General features: G+C 71.1%; 15 protein-coding genes. 4 read left to right on the forward strand and 11 right to left on the reverse strand.

Annotated elements, in window-relative coordinates:
* Positions 1–46: 46 nt before the first annotated feature.
* The 3 genes from ACN6LM_RS32110 to ACN6LM_RS32120 all read right to left on the reverse strand — a co-directional run bounded on the left by ACN6LM_RS32110 (position 47) and on the right by ACN6LM_RS32120 (position 6,665).
* Positions 47–5,050 carry an NAD-glutamate dehydrogenase gene (locus tag ACN6LM_RS32110; protein WP_445068928.1) on the reverse strand — a complete coding sequence of 1,668 codons (5,004 nt, stop codon included), beginning with the start codon at positions 5,048–5,050 and terminating at the stop codon, positions 47–49.
* 394 nt (positions 5,051–5,444) lie between these two features.
* The gene (locus tag ACN6LM_RS32115) at positions 5,445–6,119 is read right to left on the reverse strand and encodes an HAD family hydrolase (protein ID WP_445068929.1); all 675 of its coding nucleotides are present in this window, start codon (positions 6,117–6,119) and stop codon (positions 5,445–5,447) included.
* Positions 6,120–6,158: 39 nt separating this feature from the next.
* Entirely contained in the window at positions 6,159–6,665 is a 507-nt protein-coding gene (locus ACN6LM_RS32120; RefSeq protein WP_445068930.1) for a DUF6912 family protein, read from the reverse strand.
* Between the two features lie 285 nt (positions 6,666–6,950).
* On the opposite strand from ACN6LM_RS32120, the gene ACN6LM_RS32125 reads away from it, so the two are divergent.
* Complete coding sequence (locus ACN6LM_RS32125; protein ID WP_425811281.1) at positions 6,951–7,370, forward strand: Rv3235 family protein; 420 nt, start codon at positions 6,951–6,953, stop codon at positions 7,368–7,370.
* A 674-nt stretch (positions 7,371–8,044) separates the two neighbouring features.
* Here ACN6LM_RS32125 and secA read toward each other — a convergent pair.
* On the reverse strand, positions 8,045–10,855 hold the full coding sequence (gene secA, locus ACN6LM_RS32130; protein WP_445068931.1) for a preprotein translocase subunit SecA: 2,811 nt from the start codon (positions 10,853–10,855) through the stop codon (positions 8,045–8,047).
* A 251-nt stretch (positions 10,856–11,106) separates the two neighbouring features.
* On the opposite strand from secA, the gene ACN6LM_RS32135 reads away from it, so the two are divergent.
* Entirely contained in the window at positions 11,107–11,697 is a 591-nt protein-coding gene (locus tag ACN6LM_RS32135; protein ID WP_445068939.1) for a GNAT family N-acetyltransferase, read from the forward strand.
* 10 nt (positions 11,698–11,707) lie between these two features.
* Positions 11,708–12,883, forward strand: a complete 1,176-nt coding sequence (locus tag ACN6LM_RS32140; RefSeq protein ID WP_445068932.1) for a winged helix-turn-helix domain-containing protein — start codon at positions 11,708–11,710, stop codon at positions 12,881–12,883.
* 31 nt (positions 12,884–12,914) lie between these two features.
* Here the strand turns inward: ACN6LM_RS32140 and ACN6LM_RS32145 are convergent, their stop codons facing one another.
* The 7 genes from ACN6LM_RS32145 to mtnA all read right to left on the reverse strand — a co-directional run bounded on the left by ACN6LM_RS32145 (position 12,915) and on the right by mtnA (position 21,385).
* Positions 12,915–13,670 (reverse strand): response regulator, encoded by a 756-nt coding sequence (locus ACN6LM_RS32145; protein ID WP_445068933.1) that lies wholly within the window; start codon positions 13,668–13,670, stop codon positions 12,915–12,917.
* Positions 13,671–13,853: 183 nt separating this feature from the next.
* Positions 13,854–14,543, reverse strand: coding sequence for a ribosome hibernation-promoting factor, HPF/YfiA family (gene hpf / locus ACN6LM_RS32150; RefSeq protein WP_445068934.1), 690 nt, complete (start codon positions 14,541–14,543; stop codon positions 13,854–13,856).
* A 322-nt stretch (positions 14,544–14,865) separates the two neighbouring features.
* Entirely contained in the window at positions 14,866–15,612 is a 747-nt protein-coding gene (locus tag ACN6LM_RS32155) for a ComF family protein (protein ID WP_445068935.1), read from the reverse strand.
* Positions 15,613–15,679: 67 nt separating this feature from the next.
* Positions 15,680–17,470: an LpqB family beta-propeller domain-containing protein gene (locus ACN6LM_RS32160; RefSeq protein WP_445068940.1), complete on the reverse strand. Its 1,791-nt coding sequence runs from the start codon at positions 17,468–17,470 to the stop codon at positions 15,680–15,682.
* 64 nt (positions 17,471–17,534) lie between these two features.
* On the reverse strand, positions 17,535–19,544 hold the full coding sequence (mtrB, locus tag ACN6LM_RS32165) for an MtrAB system histidine kinase MtrB (protein WP_445068936.1): 2,010 nt from the start codon (positions 19,542–19,544) through the stop codon (positions 17,535–17,537).
* 1 nt (position 19,545) lies between these two features.
* The gene (mtrA, locus tag ACN6LM_RS32170) at positions 19,546–20,235 is read right to left on the reverse strand and encodes a two-component system response regulator MtrA (RefSeq protein WP_005316841.1); all 690 of its coding nucleotides are present in this window, start codon (positions 20,233–20,235) and stop codon (positions 19,546–19,548) included.
* Between the two features lie 4 nt (positions 20,236–20,239).
* Positions 20,240–21,385 carry an S-methyl-5-thioribose-1-phosphate isomerase gene (gene mtnA / locus ACN6LM_RS32175; protein ID WP_445068937.1) on the reverse strand — a complete coding sequence of 382 codons (1,146 nt, stop codon included), beginning with the start codon at positions 21,383–21,385 and terminating at the stop codon, positions 20,240–20,242.
* Between the two features lie 140 nt (positions 21,386–21,525).
* Between mtnA and ACN6LM_RS32180 the strand changes: the two genes are divergently transcribed.
* Positions 21,526–22,953 carry a glycerophosphoryl diester phosphodiesterase membrane domain-containing protein gene (locus ACN6LM_RS32180; protein WP_445068938.1) on the forward strand — a complete coding sequence of 476 codons (1,428 nt, stop codon included), beginning with the start codon at positions 21,526–21,528 and terminating at the stop codon, positions 22,951–22,953.
* The last annotated feature ends 974 nt before the right edge of the window (positions 22,954–23,927 follow it).

Consider the following 23,927-nt stretch of genomic DNA (forward strand, 5'->3'; position numbering starts at 1 on the left):
CCCCCCCCCCCCCCCCCCCCCCCCCCCCGCCCGCCCGCGGCGCAGCCTAGCCGTGCGTACGCAACAGCGTCCGCATCGTCCGCATGGCCACCGACAGGTTCGCCAGGTCGAACGCGTCCGACCCCTGGATCTCCTCCAGCGTCGACCGCGACCGGGTCAGAATCGCCGCGTTCTTCTCCTCCCACGCCTCGAACCGCTCCTGCGGCGACGAGGATCCGTTGCCCACACTCAGCACATCGCCCGTCAGCGCGGCGTGCGCCGCGTACAGGTCCTCGCGGATGGACGCCCGCGCCATCGACTGCCACCGGTCCGCCCGCGGCAGCTCGATGATCCGGTCCATCAGCTGCGTGATCCCCAGCCGGTCCGCGAGGTCGTAGTAGACCTCCGCGACGCCCAGCGGCTCCTTGCCCATGCGGTCCGCGATCGCCACGATGTCGAGCGCGGGGAAGACGGAGGAGAAGCCGGCGACGCGCTGCGCCAGCTCGTCCGGGACGCCCGCCTCGGTCAGCTCGTCCAGGATGCCCTGGTACCACTCCTGGTCGGCGCCCTTCAGCATCTTCGGCAGCGCCGCCCAGACCTGCTCGACGCCCTCGCGGAAGAAGTCGACCGTCTCGGAGATCGCCAGCGGCTGCGGCCGGTTCCCCAGCAGCCAGCGCGAGCCGCGCTCGACCAGTCGCCGCGAGTGCAGCCGCACCCGGGTCTGGACATCGGCGGCGACCTCGTTGTCGAGGGCTTCCACCGCGTCCCAGACCTCACCGAGTCCGAAGATCTCGCGGGCCGCGAACTGCGCCCGCACGATCTCCTCGATGGAGGCCCCGGTCTCCTCCCGCAGCCGGTGCAGGAAGGTCGAACCACCGCTGTTGACCGTGTCGTTGACCAGCACCGTGGTGATGATCTCGCGCCGCAGGGCGTGCCCGTCGACCGCCTCGGCGTAGCGCGTGCGCAGCTGCTCGGGGAAGTAGGCGTGCAGCAGCTTCTGGAGGTGCGGGTCGTCCGGCAGGCTGGTCCCGATCAGCTCCTGCGCCGCCGTGATCTTCGTGTAGGCGAGCAGCACGGCCAGCTCGGGCTGCGTCAGCCCCTTGCCGGCGTTCAGCAGTTCGCGGATCTGCCGGTCGTTGGGCAGGAACTCCAGCGCCCGGTCGAGGTGGCCGTCGCGCCCGAGCCGCCGCATGAAGCGCTGCTGGGCGTGGAGCAGGGAGGGCGCCTGGGCGACCGAGTTGGCCAGGGCCGTGTTCTGCGCGTAGTTGTTGCGCAGCACCAGGTGCCCGATCTCGTCGGTCATCTCGGCGAGCAGCTTGTTGCGCTGCTTGACGGTCATGTCGCCGTCCCGCACCAGCCCGTTGAGCAGGATCTTGATGTTGACCTCGTGGTCGGAGGTGTCCACCCCGGCGCTGTTGTCGATCGCGTCGGTGTTGATCCGGCCGCCGTCCCGGGCGAACTCGATCCGGCCGAGCTGGGTGGCACCGAGGTTGCCGCCCTCGCCGACGACCTTGGCGCGCAGGTCGGCGCCGTTGACGCGGATCGCGTCGTTGCCCTTGTCGCCGACGTCCGCGTTCGACTCGGCGGTGGACTTGATGTACGTGCCGATGCCGCCGTTCCATACGAGGTCGACGGGGGCCTTGAGGATGGCCTGCATCAGCTCGGCGGGCGTCATCTTGCTGACGCCGGCCTCGATGCCCAGTGCCTCGCGCATGTGGGCGTTGACCGGGACGGACTTGGCGCTGCGCGGGTGGACGCCGCCGCCCGCGGAGATCAGGTCCTTGTCGTAGTCGGCCCAGGAGCTGCGCGGCAGATCGAAGAGGCGGCGCCGCTCCGCGTAGGAGGTGGCGGCGTCCGGCTTCGGGTCGATGAAGATGTGCCGGTGGTCGAACGCGGCGACGAGCCTGATGTGCTCGGAGAGCAGCATGCCGTTGCCGAACACGTCACCGGACATGTCACCGACGCCGACGACGGTGAAGTCCTCGGTCTGGGTGTCGTGGCCGAGCTCCCGGAAGTGCCGCTTGACGGACTCCCAGGCGCCCCGGGCGGTGATGCCCATGCCCTTGTGGTCGTAGCCGGCCGAACCGCCGGAGGCGAACGCGTCCCCGAGCCAGAAGCCGTACGCGACGGCGACCTCGTTGGCGATGTCGGAGAACTTCGCGGTGCCCTTGTCCGCCGCGACGACCAGGTAGGTGTCGTCCTCGTCGTGCCGGACGACGTCCTTGGGCGGGACGACCTCGCCGGCCACCATGTTGTCGGTGATGTCGAGGAGCGCCGAGATGAAGGTGCGGTACGCGGCGATGCCCTCGGCCATCCAGGCGTCGCGGTCGGACGCGTCGGGCAGCTGCTTGGCGACGAAGCCGCCCTTCGCGCCGACCGGCACGATGACGGTGTTCTTCACCATCTGCGCCTTGACCAGGCCCAGGATCTCCGTACGGAAGTCCTCGCGCCGGTCGGACCAGCGCAGGCCGCCGCGGGCGACCTTGCCGAAGCGCAGGTGGACGCCCTCCACCCGCGGCGAGTAGACCCAGATCTCGAACGCCGGGCGGGGCGCGGGCAGGTCCGGGATGGACTGCGGGTCGAACTTCATCGAGACGTACGCGTGCGGCTCGCCGTCGTCCGCGTGCTGGAAGAAGTTGGTGCGCAGGGTGGCCTTGATGACGGTGAGGAAGGAGCGCAGGATGCGGTCCTCGTCGAGCGAGGCGACCTGGTCGAGGGCCCCGTCGAGCTCTTCGAGGAGCCCATCGGTCAGCTCCGTGCCCGCGCTCTGGCGGCCCGGCGACATCCGGGCCTCGAAGAGCGAGACGAGCAGCCGGGTGGTGTGGACGTTGTTCTGGAGGGTGGACTCCATGTAGTCCTGGCTGAACGTGGAACCGGCCTGGCGCAGGTACTTCGCGTAGGCGCGCAGCACCATGGCCTGGCGCCAGTCGAGGCCGGCGCTCAGCACCAGGGCGTTGAAGCCGTCGTTCTCCGCCTGGCCGGTCCACACGGCGGCGAAGGCGTCCTGGAACCGCTCGCGCGCGCCGTCGGCCAGGTAGCCGTCGTTGGCGGTGGCCTGCGGCATCCGCAGCCCGAAGTCGTAGATCCAGGCGTGCGTACGGTCGGCGCAGCGCAGCTCGTACGGGCGCTCGTCCACGACCTCGACGCCGAGCCGCTGGAGGGCGGGCAGCACGGCGGACAGCGAGACCTGCTCACCGGTGCGGTAGATCTTGAAGCGGCGCTCGCCGGGGGCGGCGCCGACGGGCTCGTAGAGGCTGAGCGAGAAGTCCCGCTCGCTCTCCTTGAGCGCTTCGAGGTGGACGAGGTCGGCGACGGCGGCGCGCGCCGAGTGGTCGGCCTTGTAGCCCTCGGGGAAGGAGTGCCCGTACTGGCGGAGCAGTTCGGCGGCCCGCTCCTCGCCGCACTCGGCGTTCAGCGCCTCCTGGAAGCCGTCGGCCCAGGAGCGGGCGGCCTCGACCAGGCGGGCCTCGATGCGGTCGGCCTCGGCGTCGGTGAGGCTGGGCAGCTCGCTGCCGGGCGCGACGCGGACGACGAAGTGCAGCCGGGAGAGGATCGACTCGGTGTTCCAGGCCGTGAAGTCGACGCTGGTGCCGTTCAGTTCCTCCTTGAGGATGTCGATCAGCCGCAGCCGCACACCGGTGGTGTAGCGGTCGCGCGGCAGGTAGACGATCGCGGAGTAGTAGCGGCCGTACTCGTCCTGGCGCAGGTAGAGGCGCAGCCGGCGCCGCTCCTGGAGGTAGAGCACCGAGGTGACGATCGAGCGGAGCTGGTCGACGGGCGTCTGGAACAGCTCGTCGCGGGGGTAGGTCTCCAGGATCTGGAGCAGGTCGCGGCCGTCGTGGCTGTTGGGCGTGAACCCGGCGCCCTCCAGTACCTCGGCGACCTTGCGGCGGATGACGGGGACCCGGCGCACGGACTCGGTGTAGGCGGCGGACGAGAAGAGGCCGAGGAAGCGGCGCTCGCCGATGACGTTGCCCTCGGCGTCGAACTTCTTGACGCCGACGTAGTCGAGGTAGCTGGGCCGGTGCACGGTCGCCCGGCTGTTGGCCTTGGTCAGGACGAGGAGCTTGTGCTCGCGGGCCTTGGCACGGGCGTCGGCGGGCAGCCGGTCGAAGGAGGGGCTGACGGGGTGCGCCTCGTCCTCGGTGTGGTGCGGGTCGGAGCGCAGGATGCCGAGTCCGGTGCCGGGGACGGCGGCCAGCGAGTCGGTGTCCTTCAGCTCGTACTCGCGGTAGCCGAGGAAGGTGAAGTGGTCGGCGGCGAGCCAGCGCAGGAGCTCCCTGGCCTCGTTGATCTCGTCGTCGGCGAGGTCGTCCAGCGGTTCGCCGGGCAGGTCGTCGGCGATACGGAGCGCCGCGCTCCGCATCTTGTCCCAGTCCTCGACGGTCTCCCGTACGTCGGATAGGACGCGCAGCAGGTCCACCTGGATCTGCTTGAGGTCGGCGCGGTCCGTCTCGCGGTCGATCTCGACGTGGATCCAGGACTCGACCAGCGCGTCGTGAGGCAGGCCCGCCTTGGCGTCCTTGGGCCCCTTGCCGCCGTTCCGGCGGGTGCCGTCGGTCAGGACCTCGACCAGCTTGCCCGTGACATCGCGGCGGACGACGACCTGCGGGTGGATCACGACGTGGATGCCGCGGCCCTGGCGGGAGAGCTCGTTGGTGACGGAGTCGACCAGGAACGGCATGTCGTCGGTGACGACCTCGACCACGGAATGGCTGCACGTCCAGCCGTTCTCCTCGACGGTCGGGGTGTGCACCCGGACGTTCGCCTTGCCCTGGGGTCGCTCCTCGGCCAGCCGGTAGTGGGAGGAGGCGGCGCCGAAGACGTCGATCGGGTCCCGGCCCACGATGTCCTCGGGGGCCGTGTGCAGGTAGTAGCGCTGGAGGTAGGAGAGCAGGACGTCCTGGGAGGAGTGCTCCTGCCCCGCCCCCGAGCCGTCGGCCCCGGCGGCCGCGACGTGCACCCGGGGGGCACCGCCCGGCCCGCCGACACCACCGCCCGGGCTGTTGTCAGCTACCTTGGCGGCCCGTGCGAGCAGCTCGGCCTTGGCTTCGTCCAGCTTGGTCTGCATGTCCTCTGGCTCCTGTCGCGCGCCGTTGCGTGACGTAGGTGAAAAGGTCGGCGTAACGCCACGACGCGGGGTTTCCGGTCAAAGGCGACGCTATGCCGCGATGAGAGACCGCCGGGACCGTATCGGCCGTTTCCATCGGCCGGTCCGGGCGGGAGGGATCAGCCGAGGCAGCCCGGGCACGGTGGCGCTCCGGGCGCGGGCCGGGGGCTTCGCTGCCCCCGAGGCATATCGCGCTGATCACGGGACCAGGCTATCTCGCCCGCACCGGTGACCGTCACGATCCGGATGTGTACAAAAGAAGGCCGCGGAATTGGACACTATGGACAGCGCGGACGCGCCGGACGGGCCCTCCCCCAGGCCCTACCCGGGTGGACTGCCCGGCGAGCGCGATCGGCTACCGGGTCAGCTGCTCGGCGAGCACTATGGCCTCGGTCAGCGTGTCCACGACGGGCACACCGGCCCTCTCCAGGCTGGCACGGCTGTGCGAACCGCCCGTGTAGAGGACGGCCTTGGCACCGGCGTGCGCGGCGGCCACGGCGTCGTCCACCGCGTCACCTATGACGACCGTGCGCTGCGGGGATATGTCGCCCATGGCGGCGAGGTGCCGCTCCATGTACTCCGACTTGCTGCCGCCGGACGGACCGGTGCGCCCGTCCACGCGTACGAAGTGCCGCTCGATGCCGAATCCGCGTACGACGGGAACCAGCTCCTCGTGCCGGTACATGCTCATGATCGACTGACTGCGCCCGGTCAGCTGCCACCGGGCCAGCAGGTCGGCGGCCCCGGCGGTCAGCCCGCAGGCGTCGCGCTGCTCGGTGTAGTGCCGGTGGAAGACCCCGTCCATCCGCTCCCACTCGGCGTCGGTGGGGAGCCGGCCCATCAGCCGCTCGTAGAACCGGGGTATCGGGATGCAGTACATCTCCCGGTACTGCTCCACGGTGATCGGCGCCACGCCGACCTCGCCGAAGGCGGCGTTGGTCGCACCCACGACGGCGGTGTTGTCGTCGAGCAGCGTGCCGTTCCAGTCCCAGACCAGATGTGTGCGGTGGTCCCCCGGTGCGATCCCCATGCCGGAAAAGGTACTCGCCCCCACTGACAACGGCCCCGTCTACCCGATCAGCCCGGGGATCTCCTGCACCCCGAACCACAGCAGCTCGTGGTCCTCGGCGCCGTCGACGGTGAACTGGGCGTCGTCGTCCCCGAGGTCCGCCGCCCCGAGCGCGGCCGCGGCGGCCGTGACGTCCTCGTCCGCGTCGTCGGAGTCGACGTGCACCGCGGCGGCCTTGGCCAGCGGGACGGCGGAGGCGATCGTGACCTCGCCGAGCGAGGAGGCGTCCAGGATGTGGTCCGGGTCGGCGACCGCGTCCCCGTCGGCCACGTCGACGGCGACGACGACGCGGCGCCGCACGGCCTGCGGGTCCCCGGCGATCAGCCGCAGCGAGGCGGAGGCGGCCCGGTTGAGCGCCGCGTACTCCAGCTCCTCGATGTCGTCGGAGACGTACCACTCGCGCAGCGCCGGGGTGACGGCGTAGGCGGTGAGCGGACCGGGCCCCAGCTCACCGGCCCGGTGCGCGGCGGCGAGCCCGGCGAGGGTCAGGGGTACGTACACGCGCATGGGCTCGGCCGCTTTCGTAGTCGGAGACGCCCTCAGGATACGTGCGGCATCCCCCTTTGGGGTTACGCGTACGCCCCGGCCCCCGTCCACCCGGCGACGCCCCACTCACCCCCGCGCCCCGCACCGCGCCCGGCTCCCCCGCCGTCCCGCCACCCGAACAGGTGAACCCCACCGCACACCGCCCCCTCTCCCCGACAGTTGCGACAAATCCGACTCCCCCGTAGAAGATCCCCAATAGAAGTTACCGCCCGGTAAAGCCGGGCCTCTGGAGCACGGGGGCGACAGATGACCACGAACAGGACCCGGCCCGCAGGACGCCGCGACACCCGCAGGCCCGAAGCCGTACCCGCCCAGCGCCACCGCGTCCCGAGGCGCATGCGCCCCCATCACTGGTTCGCGGAACGCCTGCTCGCGGTCCTGAGCGGCCAGCGCCCGGTCCACTGGATGCTGGGCCACACCATCGGCGACGCCTACGACCAACTGGCCGAACTGGCCCCCACGACCCCCTTGCGCACCCGAGGCACCCGCCCGGTCATCCGCATGTGCCGAGGCGCCCAGCCGGCCCCCGGCGTGGTGGAGGCATGCGCGAGCATCGCCGCAGGCGAGGAAGTCCGAGCCATGGCCTTCCGCCTGGAACAGGGCCCGGACCTCCGCTGGCGCTGCGCGGCGGTGGAACTGGGCAACACCCCGATGCGAACGCGATGAGACCGCACCGGGGACGGGGACGGGAACGGGGCCCACCAAGCCGACGGGGCCCGGAGGCCCGGACGGCCGCGGCCAAGGCACACCGAGAGGCGACGGGAGAAGCCCGGCCGCGGAACGCTCAGAGGGGCGCTAACGCCGGCCGGGGCGTACGCAGGGCCCAGGGGACCCGCAGAGGCAGCGAGGGACCGCGCAGGGGCCCAGGGGACCGGACGGCGACCCCGAGGGGCTGCACAGAGGCCCGAGACGCCGCACAGAGGCCGAAGGGGGCCGCACAGAGGCCCGAGGGGGCCAAGCAGGGCCGGATACAGGCGTCAGCGGTACCGCACAGGCGCAACGGAGCCGCGCGGCCTGATGGGGGCCAAGCAAGGGGCCGGTACAGGCGCCGACAGAGCCGCACAGGGGCCGTACAGGCCCGTGCAGGCCCACATGCGGCCCCGGGCCCCCACCCGCACCCTCCAAGCTCCGCCGGCCCCCTCCCAGCCCCTCCGGCGCTTGAGGAGCGGGGCCCGGGGGGGAGCCCCGGTTTCGGGAAGGGGCGGGGAGGGGAACAGGCCCGCCCCAGGCGGCACCGCACCCCCACCGCCCCACGCAACGACCCCGCACCCCCCGAACACAACCGGGCCGGACACCACCCGGTGCCCGGCCCAGCCACAACCCGCAAACGTCAGCGCAAGCTACTTCTTACGCCGCCGCCCCCCCGAAGACTTCTGCGCCTTACGCCGCTCCGCCCGGGTAAGCCCGTCCGACCCGGCCCCCGACCCGGCGTCCGCATTGGCGAAGTCGCCCTCGACGACCCCGCCCTCGCCGTCCACCGTGGGAGCGGAGAAGTGCAGCCGGTCCGGCCGCTGCGGAGCGTCCAGCCCCTTCGCCCGGATCTCCGGCCGCGAGGCCGGCACCGCGTCCTCCTTGGACAGCGAGGTCGCCGCGTCCTCCACCGGCACCTCCTCGACCTGCTGCTCGACCTGGACCTCCAGGTTGAACAGGTAGCCGACGGACTCCTCCTTGATGCCCTCCATCATGGCGTTGAACATGTCGAAGCCCTCGCGCTGGTACTCGACCAGCGGGTCCTTCTGCGCCATGGCCCGCAGGCCGATGCCCTCCTGGAGGTAGTCCATCTCGTAGAGGTGTTCACGCCACTTGCGGTCCAGGACGGACAGCACCACGCGCCGCTCCAGCTCACGCATGATCTCGGAGCCGAGCGTCTTCTCCCGCTCGTCGTACTGCTCGTGGATGTCTTCCTTGACCGCCTCGGCGATGAACTCCGCGGTGACCCCGGCCAGATCCCCCGCGGTCTCCTCCAGTTCGGCCACGGTGACCTTCACCGGGTAGAGCTGCTTGAACGCGCCCCACAGCCGGTCGAGGTCCCACTCCTCGGCGAAGCCCTCCGCCGTCTCCTGGCGGATGTAGTCGTCGATCGTGTCGTCCATGAAGTGGCGGATCTGCTCCTGGAGGTCCTCGCCCTCCAGGACCCGGCGCCGCTCACCGTAGATGACCTCACGCTGCCGGTTGAGCACCTCGTCGTACTTCAGGACGTTCTTACGCGTCTCGAAGTTCTGCTGCTCGACCTGCGACTGCGCGGACGCGATGGCCCGCGTGACCATCTTGTTCTCGATCGGCACGTCGTCCGGCACGTTGGCCATCGACATGACGCGCTCGACCATCTGGGCCTTGAACAGCCGCATCAGGTCGTCACCGAGCGACAGGTAGAAGCGGGACTCGCCCGGGTCGCCCTGACGGCCGGAACGACCGCGCAGCTGGTTGTCGATGCGGCGCGACTCGTGGCGCTCGGTGCCCAGCACGTACAGCCCGCCGAGGTCCTTGACCTCCTCGAACTCCGCCCGCACGGACTCCTCGGCCTTCTCCAGCGCGGCGGGAAGGGCGGCCGCCCACTCCTCGGCGTGCTCGACGGGGTCGAGACCGCGCTGCCGCAGCTCCGCCTCGGCGAGGTCGTCCGGGTTGCCGCCGAGCTTGATGTCGGTGCCTCGTCCGGCCATGTTCGTCGCGACGGTCACCGCGCCCTTGCGGCCGGCCTGGGCGACGATCGTCGCCTCCCGGTCGTGCTGCTTGGCGTTGAGCACCTCGTGCTGGACACCGCGCTTGGAGAGCTGCTGCGAGAGGTACTCCGACTTCTCGACGGAGGTGGTGCCGACCAGGATCGGCTGCCCCTTCTCGTGCTTCTCGGCGATGTCGTCCACCACGGCGGCGAACTTCGCGACCTCGGTGCGGTAGATCAGGTCCGACTGGTCGGCGCGCTGCATCGGCCGGTTCGTCGGGATCGGCACGACGCCCAGCTTGTAGATCTGGTGGAACTCGGCGGCCTCGGTCATCGCCGTACCGGTCATGCCGGAGAGCTTGCCGTAGAGGCGGAAGAAGTTCTGCAGGGTGATCGTCGCGAGCGTCTGGTTCTCGTCCTTGATGTCCACCCCTTCCTTCGCCTCGATCGCCTGGTGCATGCCCTCGTTGTAGCGGCGGCCGGCGAGGATACGGCCGGTGTGCTCGTCAACGATCATGACTTCGCCGTCGATGACGACGTAGTCCTTGTCCTTCTTGAAGAGTTCCTTGGCCTTGATGGCGTTGTTGAGGTACCCGACGAGGGGGGTGTTCACCGACTCGTACAGGTTGTCGATACCGAGCCAGTCCTCGACCTTGGAGACACCGGACTCGTGGATCGCCACGGTCCGCTTCTTCTCGTCGACCTCGTAGTCGCCGGTCTCCTCGATGCCCTTGAGCGGGTTGCCCGCCTCGCCCTTGGTGAGGCGCGTGACCAGCTTGGCGAAGTCGCCGTACCACTTGGTGGCCTGGTCGGCGGGACCGGAGATGATCAGCGGCGTACGCGCCTCGTCCACCAGGATCGAGTCGACCTCGTCCACGATCGCGAAGTTGTGGCCGCGCTGGACCAGCTCGTCCTTCGACCACGCCATGTTGTCGCGGAGGTAGTCGAACCCGAACTCGTTGTTCGTGCCGTACGTGATGTCGCAGGCGTACTGCTCGCGGCGCTGGGCCGGCGTCATGTTCGCGATGATGCAGCCGACGTCGAGGCCGAGGAACTTGTGGACCCGGCCCATCATCTCGGAGTCACGCGAGGCCAGGTAGTCGTTCACCGTGATCAGGTGGACGCCGTCGCCGGACAGGGCGTTCAGATACGCCGGCAGCGTGCCGACGAGGGTCTTGCCCTCACCGGTCTTCATCTCGGCCACATAACCGAGGTGCAGCGCGGCGCCGCCCATGATCTGGACGTCGTAGTGGCGCTGGCCGAGAACGCGCTTGGCCGCCTCGCGGACGGTGGCGAACGCCTCGGGGAGCAGGTCGTCCAGGCTCTCGCCGTCCGCGTACCGTTCCTTGTACTCGTCGGTGAGCGCCCGCAGCTCGGCGTCGGAGAGGTTGACGAAGTCCTCTTCGATGGAGCTGACCTGGTCCGCGATGCGGTGCAGTTTGCGCAGGATCTTGCCTTCGCCTGCACGCATGAGCTTGTTGAAGACGGACACTGAGGCTGGTCTCCTTGCCGGTCGGGCCTGGGCACTGGGTCGTGTGATGGACTCGGGCACGGGCACGGCAGGTGGGCCCCACCGCAACGGTCATCGTAAGCGAGGACCCCGCCGCGCCGGGAGGGCTGCCACCGCGTTGTCCCCGCGGTGCCCTCCAGAGTCAACGGACGAAGGGCACCGAAGGTGCCGGGGAACCGCGAAAAGTACTCGCGCCGCCACCGGCACCTCACCAGAATCCCTTCATGGAACCCTTGGAACAGATCACCCTCACCACCGACCGCCTGCTGCTGCGCCCCTTCACCTCCGACGACACCGACGCGGTCTACGAGGCGTGCCAGGACCCGGCCATCCAGCGCTGGACGGTCGTCCCCTCGCCGTACGCGCGCTCGGACGCGGAGTTCTTCACCGAACGCCTTTCGCCCGACGGCTGGCGGGACGGCTCGATGTACAACTTCGCGGTGCGGACCCGTGAGGACGGGGCGCTGACCGGCGCGCTCGGCGTCAACCGGCGGACCCTCTCGGGCACGTACGAGATCGGCTTCTGGACCGCCGTGGAGCGGCGCGGCCGCGGCTACATGACCGAGGCCGTCCTGTGCGCCGCCCGCTGGTCCTTCGCCGCGCTCGGCTGCGACCGGCTGGAGTGGCGTGCGGAGGTCGGCAACGTCCCCTCGCGGGCCGTCGCCCTGCGTGCGGGCTTCCGCATGGAGGGTGAGCAGCGCTCGGGGCTGCTCAACAAGGGCGTGCGCCGCGATACGTGGGTGGGCGCGCTGCTCCCCGCGGACCTCGGCCTGCCGGGCACCGCCGCCTACGTTCCGGCGACCGGTGTCAGTGCCGCCCCCTAGAGTGCGGAGCATGACGTCTGTGCAGCCACCCGCAGTCGAACTCTCCGCCGACCAGGCCCGCCGGATAGCCCTGCGTGCCCAGGGTTTCCTGGGCGCACCGGACCGGAGGTCGGGGGTCCCCGGGGTGCTGCGCCACCTCGGCGCCGTACAGCTGGACACGATCTCGGTGCTGGCCCGCTCGCACGAGCTGATCCCGTACGCGCGCCTGGGCGCGATCGGGCGGCGCACGGTCGAGGAGGCGTACTGGTCGGGCGGCCGCGCCTTCGAGTACTGGTCGCACGCGGCGTGCATCCTGCCCGTCGAGGAGTGGCCGCACTTCGCGTTCCGGCGGCGCGCCTACCGGGCCCGGCCGCAGTGGTCCCACGACCTGCCGGACGGCGCGTACGACACCGTCATCAAGCAGTTGACCGCCGAGGGCCCGCTGACGGCGACGGAGCTGGGCGGCGCGAAGAACGGCGGGGAGTGGTGGGACTGGTCCGCCTCGAAGGTCGCCGTCGAACGGGCCCTGATGTACGGCGAGGTGGTCTGCACCGAGCGGCGCGGCTGGAAGCGGGTCTACGACCTCGCGGAGCGCGCCCTGCCGGACGCCGTGCTGCACGACGACCTGGACGACGCGGAGTGCCTGCGCCGGCTCGTGGCGCTCGCCGGGCAGTCGCTGGGCGTGGGCACCCGGGCGGACATCGCCGACTACCACCGCCTGAAGGGCGAGCAGTTCGACGCCGTGGTGGCGGACTCCGGGCTCGTGCCGGTGGCCGTGGAGGGCTGGTCGAAGCCGGCCTGGGCTGACCCGGCGGCACTGGCCTCCGAGCCCCGCGGCCGGCACCGGACGACGCTTCTCTCGCCGTTCGACTCGCTGGTCTGGGAGCGGGCGCGGACCGAGCGGATCTTCGGCTTCACCCACCGCCTGGAGGCGTACGTGCCCAAGCAGAAGCGGGTCCACGGCTATTTCGCGATGCCACTGCTGGCCGGCGGCCGGCTCCAGGGCCGCGTCGACCCGGCCCGCGAGGGGACGACGCTGATCGCCCGGCAGGTGTCCCTGGCGGGCGCGAAGGCCGTGGCACCGATGGCTCAGGCCCTGGTGGAGGCGGCTTCCTGGGTGGGCTGCACGGATGTCCGTCTGGAGCGGGTGGAGGCTCCGGAGCTGCGCGGCCCGCTCGCGGCGGAAATCGGCCGCCTCCTGAGCTGACCGCGCCCGGTGCGCCGGCCGTCGCGCCGGTTCACCGGATCTCCAGGATCTTCTCCCGCATGGCGTAGACGACCGCTTCCATCCGGGAGTGGAGCTGGAGCTTCTCCAGAATGTTGCGGACGTGGTTCTTCACGGTGTTCTCGGAAATGAACAGTTCCTTCGCGATATCGCGATTGTTCATGCCGGTGGCGACCAGTTTGAGTACTTCGAGTTCCCGTTCGGTGAGCCGGGGTGCCGGCACCAGTCGGCGTTCGTCGGTGCGCTGGATCATCGACTTGAACTCGGTGAGCAGTTTCGAGGCCATGGACGGGCTGATCTGGGACTGTCCGTCCGCGACGGCGCGAATCGCGGTCGAGACCTCGTCCGTGGAGATCTCCTTGAGGAGATACCCCGTCGCCCCGGCCTTGATCGCCTCGTAGAGATCGGCTTCCTCGTCGCTGATCGTCAGCATGATGATCTTCGCGCTGGGAGCCACTTCCTTGATGGACGTGCAGGCCTCGATCCCGCCGCGCCGGGGCATCCGGACGTCCATCAGCACGATGTCCGGGAGCAGGTCGGCCGCCTTGTCGACCGCCTCGGCGCCGTCCCCGGCCTCGCCGACGACCTCGATGTCCTCCTCGTGCGCGAGGACGATCTCCAGACCTCTGCGGAAGAGCGCGTGGTCGTCGACCACCAGGACCCTGATGGGCTCCTTGCGGTAGCCGCCGTCCCGGTCCGCACCGCCGAGGCCGCGTGGGGCGTCGTCGGCCTCACGCGCGTCGCGCACGGGCCCGAAGGTGTCCGCCATCGTTCCTCCCCCTGAAGGCCACGGCCTGAAATTCACGAATGTCCGCCAACGGCAGTTCACAGAGCACCGATTGGCTTGGCTGCCATGATTTCATGCCGGGACGTCAGTGCGGTGATGACTTGGTGACAGACGGGTGCCCCTGGGGGCGCACGGACGCTCCAGGGGCACCACTCGATGGTGGCGTCAGCCGCCGAGCGCGCCGCCCGCGCCGCCCGCCTCGTCGGCGGCCAGCGGGTCGGTCCTCAGATGAATGACACCGTAGTCGTAGGCGTGTCGCCGGTAGACGACACTGGGTTCCTTCGTCTCGTTGTCCACGAACAGATAGAAGTCGTGTCCGACCAGTTCCATCTCGTAGAGGGCCTGGTCGAGCGACATGGGCGCCGCGACGTGCGTCTTCTCGCGCATCACCAGCGGTCCATCGCCCTGTACCTCGAGCGAACCGATCCTGGTGGTGGGTACGGCCTGTGGCGTCTCGTCGGGAATCAGCTCGCCGTCACCGTTGAAGGATGCCGCGTCCGGCACCATCTCTCCGACCTCGGCAGCGGGGATGCGTCCCGTGCCCCGGCGGCTGTAGCGCTTGTCGTGCTGCTTGCGCAGCCGGGCCTCCAGCTTTCCGGTGGCCAGGTCCAGCGCTGCGTACGGGTCGCCTGCGGCCGCCTCCGCCCTGATGACCGGCCCACGCGAGCGGAGGGTGATCTCCACCCGGTCGGAGCGGTCTGCCTGACGAGGGTTCGGCTCCTTGGACACCTCCACGTCGAGGCTGATCACCTTGCCGTCGAACTTCTGGATCTTGTCCAGCTTCAGCTTCTCGGCCACGTGCTTGCGGAACCGCTCGGGCACCTCGGTCTTGCGGCCCTTGACGACGATGTCCACGCAGAACTCCGTTCCCGGATCGCTCCGCTCGGCGGCGGAGCATCTCCCTTTTGCACCAGGCCCCGGTGATGGCCGGGACCGCGGACTCGGTGACTTCCACCTCCTCCTCCCCAGCCGGCTGGGTTTCCACCCCACCGGATTTCCGGTTTCCGAACCACTGGTGGGTCGCCTGCCCGAAACCTGATGGTGCATTCGTCGAGGGCCGGCATTCACCATTCCTCACAACCGAACATAGCCTGCTCGGACGGATGTCGGCACCCGCTACTCGCACGTACCTCCGTTCAGGTCTCTTCGCCCACTCACTACCTGCAACGATGCAAGTTCATTTCCAGTTCCGGTTTATTTCGCGGCCGACGGGACATGCTGCGTCGAAGGCCGGCGGGGAAGCCGCCACCACGGCCGCGGCGCGTCCGCCGGGCTCCGCGAGCCCACCTGCGGCGTCGAGCGCCCGGGCCGCCTCGGCCAGCGTGGCCCCCGTGGTGAGCAGGTCGTCCACCAGCACCACCCGTCCGGCGGTGAGCAGCTGTCCACCCCCGGCCACCACACCCAGCGCACCGGCCAGGTTGGCCCGGCGCTCCGCCGCGGTCAGACCCGACTGGTCGGTCACCGGCCGCCGCTGCCGCAGCACCGCGGCAACGGTCGCCGGTACGCCCGTCCGCCGCAGCTGGGCGGCCGCCGCCAGCGCGATCCTGCGTGCCGGGTCGTGCCCGCGCGCCGCGACAGCCCTGCGCGCGGAAGGCACCGGTACGAGCAGCAGCGGCCGTCCGTCCCGGTCCCGCCCCGCTCCGGCCCGTACCGCGCCCGCCAGGGCCCGGCCGAGGGGACGCGCCATCGCGAGCACGCCACGCTCCTTGTGGGCCAGCAGGACCGCCCGCGCCGCGCCCTCGTACCCGGCCGCGGCATGCACCACGGGCAGGCCGGGCGGCTCCGGCGAGGGCCGCACCCGGCGCGGCGTTCCGCCGTGCACCCGCGCGCCGCACGCTTCGCACAGCTCCGTCCGCGCCCTGCCGCAGCCACCGCAGGACACCGGGAGCACGAGCCCGCTGATCTCCCGCCACCATCCCCGCACATCTCAACTGTGCTCCTCGCGGAGCCGGCGGGCCACCCCTGTGGAAAACCCCGGCCGGGCGGCGGTGTCAGCCCGGGTAGACCAGCGCCGAGCCCTCCTTGAGCACGGTCTGCCAGTTGTCCCCGGGGAGGAGCTTGACTATCCCGTCGCCGAAGGTGTCCGCCATCAGCGGCAGCTGTTCGTCGTCGGCGGCGGCGATGGCCAGCACCTGGTTCACCCCGGGCAGGACGCCGGAAGAGGGGGTCGAACCGTCCGCCTGCACGTAACGGACCTGCTGCACGCCGCCCTGCTCCTTGCCGACGACCACGAGCCGGCTGCGCCCGGACCAGGACACCGCCGTCACGTCCGCGAACTGCGGCGCCGCCTGGCGCAGGTCGACCACGGACACCTGGGCGTCGTCCTGCGGGCCGAGCCGTTCGATCCGGCCGATCTTCAGCGTCGTGTGGCCGTCCTTCGTCAGCAGCAGCGCTATGCGCACCCCGTCCGAGGAGAGCCGCAGCCCGGCGATGCGGCTGCCGCCCAGGCTCGGCACGGTCACTTCCTGCGGCTTGCCCGTGCCTCGGGGAAGCCGCAGCAGCCTGGAGTTCTCCGGGTCGCGGTCGGCCACCCAGAGGTCGCCCCGGCCGTCCCAGCTGGGCGCCGTCAGCCGGTCCGCGGGGTCGGCCGCCTTGCTCGTCACAGCCGCTACGGGGAGCTCGCCGTCGACGGCGATGGAGGCCACGTAGAGCGACCCGTTGTGCTGGGAGAGCGCCGCCGCCGACTGCTCGTCCCGGGCCACGCCCACCGCGCTCACCTTCAGCGCGCCGTCGCCGAAGGGGCCGGCCACCGGCTCCGGCTCGCCGCTGCCCCTGGTGCTGCCCGGGATGCGCTCCACCCGGCCCTTGGCGTCGACGAAGTACTGGCTGTCGGGTCCGCCCGAGGAGCCGTCGGGGGCGTACTCCTCCGCCTGGTCCGCGTCGAGCACGCACAGCGGCGAACCGTCGGAACGCTGCAACTCCACCTGTTCGACCCGCGCGGACGTCAGGTCCCGCAGGGTGAAGAGGACCTGCGCGGCCATCATCCGGCAGACCCGCTGCCCCGTCCCGTCCGCGTTCTTGTTGAGCGGGACCTTCAGGACGTTGCGGTCGTCCGGCGTCAGCGAGGCGACCCCCTTGCGGAGGTCCGTCCCCGTCGGAAAGCGGGAGGCGACGGCCGGCCGCAGCCAGTCGGTCGGGCCCCGCAGAAGGCTGCGGACCGCCTGCGTCACCGTGTCCATCCCCGTCGCGGGGTCGGTGCGGTTGCGGAGGTAGACGGGGTCGGCGACGAGCGTGGCGTCCGCGTCGGACCGGCCGGTCGCGAAGTAGTACTTATTGACCGAGCGGTACAGCCGCTTGAAGTCGGACTGGCCGAGCACCAGGCCGTCCGACACGGAGTCGATCCGCCATTCCCTGCCCTCCGGCGTCTTCTCCCGCACCAGGTGGACCGTGCGGGAGTAATCCGTCGGCACGAGCGGCTGGTACGCGTTCCGCGCGTCGACCGTCGCCACCTGCTCCCCGGTCAGGGTGAAGCTGACCTCGGTCGTGCTGCGGTCCTGGTCGCGGACCGGGCGGTCGCTCCGGTTGGGCGCCTTGGCCAGCACGGTGGTCTCCGCGCTCGGCTTCCACCGCCGCGACGCCTCCTTGGTGAGGTACTTGCGCGTGATCCGGAAGTCGGAGTCGTCGCTGGTCATCGACTCGAGGAAGCCGTCCACCACCTCGTTCGGGGTGGCGCCGTCCCGTGGGGCGACCGCGTACACCTGCACCTGGGAGTCGCCGGGCTGCGAGGCGTCGACGGCCTTGACGTCCCCGGACACGGGCATCGAGCCGCACGCCGACAGCATGAGCGCACCGCATCCGACCAGCACGGTCACCCCCACCACACGCCCACGGCCGCCCTGACGACGGTCAGTCCTCACGGATCGTGTCCTCCCGCCCCGGTTCGCGCCCCGGAGAGTCGTTGTGACCGGCCTGCCGTTCCTCCGAAGGACGCGGCACCACCCGCGCCCCGTTGCCCGGCAGGGCCGCTGGATGCACCGATGCGGGCGCGGTCCTGGCCGGCACCGGAAGCGAGGCGCGTCCCGTACCGGCGTGCTGCGAGGGCACGGCCAGCAGCCGGTGCCCGCCGCCCGTGGCGGAGGCGTCCCCGGCCCGCTCCCGGCTCTCCCGGTTGCGCCGCGAGTCCTCCGGCTCCAGAGGTATCGGCGAGCCCCGCAGCGGCTCGTCCGCCGTACGCGGCAGCGTCAGCCGGAACTGGGAACCGCCGCCGGGCTCGCCCCACGCCTGAAGCCAGCCGCCGTGCAGCCGCGCGTCCTCCACCGCGATGGAGAGGCCCAGGCCGGTGCCGCCGGTGGTCCGGGCCCGGGCCGGGTCGGCCCGCCAGAAGCGGTTGAAGACCCGGGTCGCCTCGCCGGGCTTCAGCCCCACGCCGTAGTCCCGGACGGCGACGGCGACCGCTCCGCCGGCCGCGCCCATGCGCACGACCACATCGCGCCCTTCGCCGTGCTCGACGGCGTTGACGACGAGGTTGCGCAGGACCCGCTCGACGCGCCGCGCGTCGGCCTCGGCGATCACCGGCTGCTCGTCGCCGACGACCCTGATCCGGGTGCCCTTGCGCTCGGCGAGCGGCTCGGCGCCGCCGATCACCCGGCGCACCACCTGGCGGAGGTCTATCGGCTCCGCCTCCAGCGCGGCGGCGCCGGCGTCGAAGCGGCTGATCTCCAGCAGGTCGGAGAGCAGCGACTCGAAGCGGTCGAGCTGGTCGCCCAGCAGCTCGGCGGACCGGGCTGTGACGGGGTCGAAGTCGACCCGTGCCTCGTGGATGACGTCGGCGGCCATCCGTACCGTCGTCAGGGGCGTACGCAGCTCGTGCGAGACGTCCGAGACGAACCGCCGCTGCATCCGGGACAGCTCCTCCAGTTGCTGGATCTTCAGCTGGAGGCTCTGCGCCATCTTGTTGAACGCCTCGCCGAGCCGGGCGATGTCGTCCTCGCCCGTGACCTTCATCCGTTCCTGGAGCCGGCCGGCGGAGAGCCGTTCGGCGATGCCCGCGGCCATGCGTACGGGGGTGACGACCTGGCGCACCACGAACCAGGCGATGGCGCCCAGCAGCACCACCACGAACAGGCCGGCGGTCGCCAGCGTGCCCTTGACCAGGTTCAGGGACTTCTCCTCCTGCGTCAGCGGGAAGACGTAGTAGAGCTGGTACGAGTCGCGGTCGATGTCGTAGAGGCGCTTGCCGACGATGAGGCCGGGCTGGGATTCCTGCCCGTTCTCGTACTCGATCAGCGAGTACGTCTGGAAGGCGCCGGGGCCCTTGTTCACCGCGTCCCGCAGGCTCTGCGGAATGCTCGCCGCCTTGACGTGCCCCGAACCACGGGGAGCACGGGCCCCGTCGTCGGCACTGAGCGCCATCACGTTGAAGGCGTTCTTGCCGCCACTGGCGAGCTGGTCGACGAGCTCGGTGCGCCAGGAGTTGTTCTCTATCGTGCCGTCCGCCGCGGCGTCGCCCTGGCCGGGTACGGGGGTGAGCGGCGCGTTGGCCTTCTCCTGGGCGGCCGCGAAGCCCCCCGCGGCCTGTGTCTGGGCCGCCTTGCCCTTCGCGTCGAGCAGGCCGTTGCGCACCTGCCCGATCACGACGAGGCCGAGCAGCAGCACCACTCCGAGCGACATCAGCAGCGTGCCCGCGACGACCCGCAGCTGGAGGTTGCGTCGCCACAGCCGCACGACGGGCAGCAGCGGGCGCCGCACCCAGCGCATCAGCAAGCGCGGCACCGGCCCGCCGGGCGCCCGGTCCTGGAACAACCGGCCGCCCTGCAGGAAGCGCTCGACTGGGGACGAGGTGCGCCCTGAACCGGTAGCCCGCTCCGCACGGACTCCCGGCTCCCCGGGCTTCGGAGCAGTGCTACCCAGGGTCATGTCAGCTCGGTCCGGCCTTGTAACCGACGCCTCGGACGGTCACCACGATCTCCGGCCGCTCCGGGTCCTTCTCGACCTTGGAGCGGAGCCGCTGCACATGCACGTTGACCAGACGGGTGTCCGCCGCGTGCCGGTAGCCCCAGACCTGCTCCAGGAGCACCTCACGGGTGAAGACCTGCCACGGCTTGCGCGCGAGCGCGACCAGCAGGTCGAACTCCAGCGGGGTCAGGGCGATGGACTGCCCGTCCCGCTTCACCGAGTGCCCGGCGACGTCTATGACCAGGTCCCCGATGGTCAGCTGCTCCGGGGCCGGCTCTTCGGACCTGCGCAGACGTGCCCTGATCCGGGCCACCAACTCCTTCGGTTTGAACGGTTTGACGATGTAGTCGTCGGCCCCGGACTCCAGGCCCACCACCACGTCAACCGTGTCACTCTTGGCAGTCAGCATGACGATCGGCACACCCGACTCGGCCCTGATCAGCCTGCAGACCTCGATGCCGTCCCTGCCGGGCAGCATGAGGTCGAGCAGGACCAGGTCCGGCTTCGCCTCTCGAAATGCAGCAAGTGCCTTGTCGCCGTCCGCTACGAACGACGGCTCGAAACCCTCACCACGCAGCACAATCCCGAGCATCTCGGCCAGTGCGGTGTCGTCGTCGACGACAAGGACGCGTCCCTTCATAAACGACATCATCCCATTAGCTAATCGTTACCTGCGATGATCTGGCACACAGCTCTGCCAGCCCGGCCCCCGTGACCGGCGAGATTACGCCTTCTTCCGTGACGATCGCCGTGACCAGCTCCGGCGGCGTGACATCGAAGGCGGGGTTGTACGACTGAGTCCCCACCGGGGCGACGAGCACCCCGCCCGCCTCCTCGTCCCCCGCTCCGCGCGGCGGGACTGTGAGCTCCGTCACTTCCCGCCCGGAACGCTGTTCCACGGTAATGGACGCCCCGTCCGCGGTGAGCAGATCCACGGTCGTCGTCGGGGCGACCACGATGAACGGTACGTGGTGGTACTTGGCGAGCACCGCCAGCGGATAGCTCCCCACCTTGTTGGCCACCGACCCGTCCGCGGCGATGCGGTCCGCCCCGATCAGCACGGCGTCCACCTCCCCCGCCGCGAACAGCGACCCCGCCGCGTTGTCGGTGAGCAGGCTGTACGGCATGCCGTTGCGCGCCGCCTCGTACGCGGTCAGCCGGGCGCCCTGCAGCAGCGGACGGGTCTCGTCCACCCACAGCCGCCTCAGCCGTCCCTCCCGGTGGGCCCCGAGCGCCACCGCGAAGGCGGTGCCCTCGCCTCCGGAGACGAGCGCCCCCGTGTTGCAGTGGGTCAGCAGCCGGTGCCCCCCGCCCGGAACCAGCTCGTCCAGCAGGGCGAGCCCGTGCAGGGCCATCCGCCCGCTGGCCGCGGCGTCCTCCCGGTGCAGCGCCTTGGCCTCCGCCAGCGCGGCCGCCCCGGCCCGCTCCTGACCGGCCCCCTTGTCGAGCGCCGCCCAGTACGCCGCGGCGGCCCGGCGCACGCCGTACCCCAGGTTCACAGCGGTGGGCCGGGCCCGCTCCAGAAGCCCGGTGGCCTCCGCCACGTCATAGCCCCGCACCGCCGCCAGGGCCACACCGTAAGCTCCGGCGATTCCCAGCAGGGGCGCCCCCCGCACGGCGAGCGTCCTGATCGCGTCCACCAGAGCCGGCACGTCGGTGCACACCAGCTCCGTCTCCTCCGCAGGCAGCCGCCGCTGGTCGAGGAGCACCAGCACGGGGCCTTCCGGAGGTTCGTCCCAGCGAATTGAGGGCAGCCCGGCGGGCTCGATGCCCACGGGCGTTTGCGCGTCCTGATCAGCCATCCACCCAGTCTGCCCGGTGACCCGCCCGGACCTGAAGGCACGAGCCGGTCACAGGGCCGGGCCCGGACGGCACCGACGCGTGGCACGATGGCTGCCAGCCTGACGCCGCGACGCGCGGACAGGACCGCGAAGGAGCGACAATGAACGACACTCCGGGCTGGGCCTCGCCCGGATCCGCCCCCTCCGACGACCAGCAGACGAACGGCCGCGACACGGACCACCGTGAGCCGGCCGACCGAGAAGCGGCAGATCGAGACACGGCTGGTCGGAAAACGACAGGTCAGGACGCGGCAGGTCAGGACACGACCCCTCGGGAGACGGACGGACGGGCGACGACCGCCCGGGAGACCGACGACCGGGCAACGGGCATCCCCCGCCCCTCCGAGCCGGCCGACGACACCGCCCCCTCGGGGACCTGGGCCGCCCAGCAGCCCCCCGCCGGTCAGTGGTCCCCTCCGAGCCCCACCGGAACCGGCCCCGCCGCCCCGCAGCCCCACCAGGGCCGGGGCGCCCGGGCACACAGCCCCGGCCCCGGCTGGAACTCCCCGCCGCGGGAAACCGGATGGGGTACTCCGCCGCAAGGACCGGGTTGGGGCGGCCCGCCGCCGGCGGCGAAGCCCGGTGTCATCCCGCTCCGGCCGCTCGCCATCGGCGAGATCCTGGAGGGCGCCGTTTCCACCATGCGCGCCCACTGGCGCACGGTCGTCGGCGTCACGCTCGCGGTCGCCGTGATCGCGCAGACCGCCATCCTCCTCATCCAGCGCAATCTGCTGCCGGACCCGCCCTCGGTCGACAGCGACGCCACCGGCTCCGAGGCGCTGCGTCAGGCCACCGAATCGCTCCGGTACAGCCTCCTGGACCTCGCCCCGCCCCTGTTCATCTCGATGCTGGCCACGATCTTCACCACGTCGGTGATGACCGTGGTGATCAGCCGCTCCGTGCTGGGCCGCCAGGTCACCTTGTCCGAAGCCTGGGCCGAGGCCCGACCCAGGCTTCTCCCCCTGCTGGGGCTGACCCTCCTCCTCGCCGTCATGGGCGGAGCGATCATGACCGCCGGCATCCTGCCCGGGCTTCTGATCGGCGACGCGGCGGGAGTCGGCCTCGCATTCCTCGGGCTGCTTGCCGCGACAGCCGTCTTCCTGTGGCTGTCGGTCCGATTCAGCCTGGCCGCGCCCGCGCTGATGCTGGAACGGCAGCCGGTAGCCACTGCCATGCGGCGCTCGGCGAAGCTGGTCCGGGGCGCCTGGTGGCGGACGTTCGGCATCCTTGCGCTGACCTTGCTGCTGACGCTGATCGTGGGGCTGGTGGTCGGCATCCCCTTCGGCGTCGTCGCGATGGGCGTGGACGACGGCACCCTGAGCTCCCTCCTCTCCGGGGAAGCCACCGAGTTCGGCTGGCCGTTCCTGATCATCACCGCCATCGGCGACGTGGTAGCCGCCACCATCACGTATCCGCTCTCCGCCGGAGTCACGGCCCTTCTCTACGTGGACCAGCGCATCCGGCGCGAAGCGCTCGACCTCGACCTGGCCAGGGCAGCGGGGCTGCCCGGCTTCGACAACGAGAACTGACACCGTGCCGGGGGCGGGCGATACGGCAGCACGACTGCTGGCACGAGCGAGCGGCGGCGCCCCCGCAGACACCGGCCGCCTGCCCGCCCGGGAGGCGGCCGGTGCGAATCAGCGGCCTCCGTCGCCGCACCGGGCGGGCCCGCCGGCCTGATCGTTCCCCTCCTGACCGTCCTCGCCCCGGCGGCCGCGCTCCGGTGGCGCCTGGGGACCACGCAATCCGGCCGGCCATCCGCCGAAGCGCTCTTCACGCACGGTCCACCCAGTACCGCGGACCACCGTGCCTCCGTCCGGGCCCACGCGGCAGCCGGACGCCGGGCCCGCTGGAGCCGCGCCCCGGACGCACCCCCGACGAAGCGGCCGCAGAGGCGGGCCGCATCCTTCCCGCGCACGACGCTCGCCTGCGGACAGCGCTCCCGGGCTTGAACGACGTCACATACGCGGTCCGCTCCGGGACCAACGCGGCCGCCTCGGCCCCCAATTCTGCGGCCCGCTACGGCAGCAGGGCCATCGCCGAACTCCTCAAGGAGCACGGCATATCCGTCCGCGTCGTCACCGCCCTCCGAGACGCCGCATCCGCGACCGGCCCGACACGACGCACTCCTGGCCACCGCCCCCAGGCCGCTGACACCCCACCAGCACACCGCGCTGCGCGCCTCGGGTATCTCATCCACGACGCGCGGAAGCCGCCCACACCACGGTCGCCAAAACGGCCGTCTCCCCCGAAAGCGCCGGCTACGCAGCCGATTCGCCCGCCGCCATAGGCGGCTGTCCCGCCGGGTGAGCGACGGCGTATCAGCGCGAACCTGCTCAGCTGTCACCCGCACTCACCGATGCCTGCCTGGCACTCAAAGAAGCAGGGCATATGTGACTGGCCGGAAACGCAGAAAAGCCCCGTGCCATCGGCACGGGGCTTCCCCACAATGATTGTTCGGCGGCGTCCTACTCTCCCACAGGGTCCCCCCTGCAGTACCATC

Source organism: Streptomyces sp. SAS_281, assembly GCF_052542855.1.

Coding starts and splice junctions, on each gene's coding strand:
- ACN6LM_RS32140 (WP_445068932.1), top strand. CDS start 11,708: ATGACGTCTGTGCAGCCACCCGCAGTCGAACTCTCCGCCGACCAGGCC.
- mtrB (WP_445068936.1), bottom strand. CDS start 19,544: ATGACCCTGGGTAGCACTGCTCCGAAGCCCGGGGAGCCGGGAGTCCGT.
- mtrA (WP_005316841.1), bottom strand. CDS start 20,235: ATGATGTCGTTTATGAAGGGACGCGTCCTTGTCGTCGACGACGACACC.
- ACN6LM_RS32160 (WP_445068940.1), bottom strand. CDS start 17,470: ATGCTGTCGGCGTGCGGCTCGATGCCCGTGTCCGGGGACGTCAAGGCC.
- ACN6LM_RS32110 (WP_445068928.1), bottom strand. CDS start 5,050: ATGCAGACCAAGCTGGACGAAGCCAAGGCCGAGCTGCTCGCACGGGCC.
- mtnA (WP_445068937.1), bottom strand. CDS start 21,385: ATGGCTGATCAGGACGCGCAAACGCCCGTGGGCATCGAGCCCGCCGGG.
- ACN6LM_RS32180 (WP_445068938.1), top strand. CDS start 21,526: ATGAACGACACTCCGGGCTGGGCCTCGCCCGGATCCGCCCCCTCCGAC.
- ACN6LM_RS32125 (WP_425811281.1), top strand. CDS start 6,951: ATGACCACGAACAGGACCCGGCCCGCAGGACGCCGCGACACCCGCAGG.
- ACN6LM_RS32120 (WP_445068930.1), bottom strand. CDS start 6,665: ATGCGCGTGTACGTACCCCTGACCCTCGCCGGGCTCGCCGCCGCGCAC.
- ACN6LM_RS32115 (WP_445068929.1), bottom strand. CDS start 6,119: ATGGGGATCGCACCGGGGGACCACCGCACACATCTGGTCTGGGACTGG.
- ACN6LM_RS32145 (WP_445068933.1), bottom strand. CDS start 13,670: ATGGCGGACACCTTCGGGCCCGTGCGCGACGCGCGTGAGGCCGACGAC.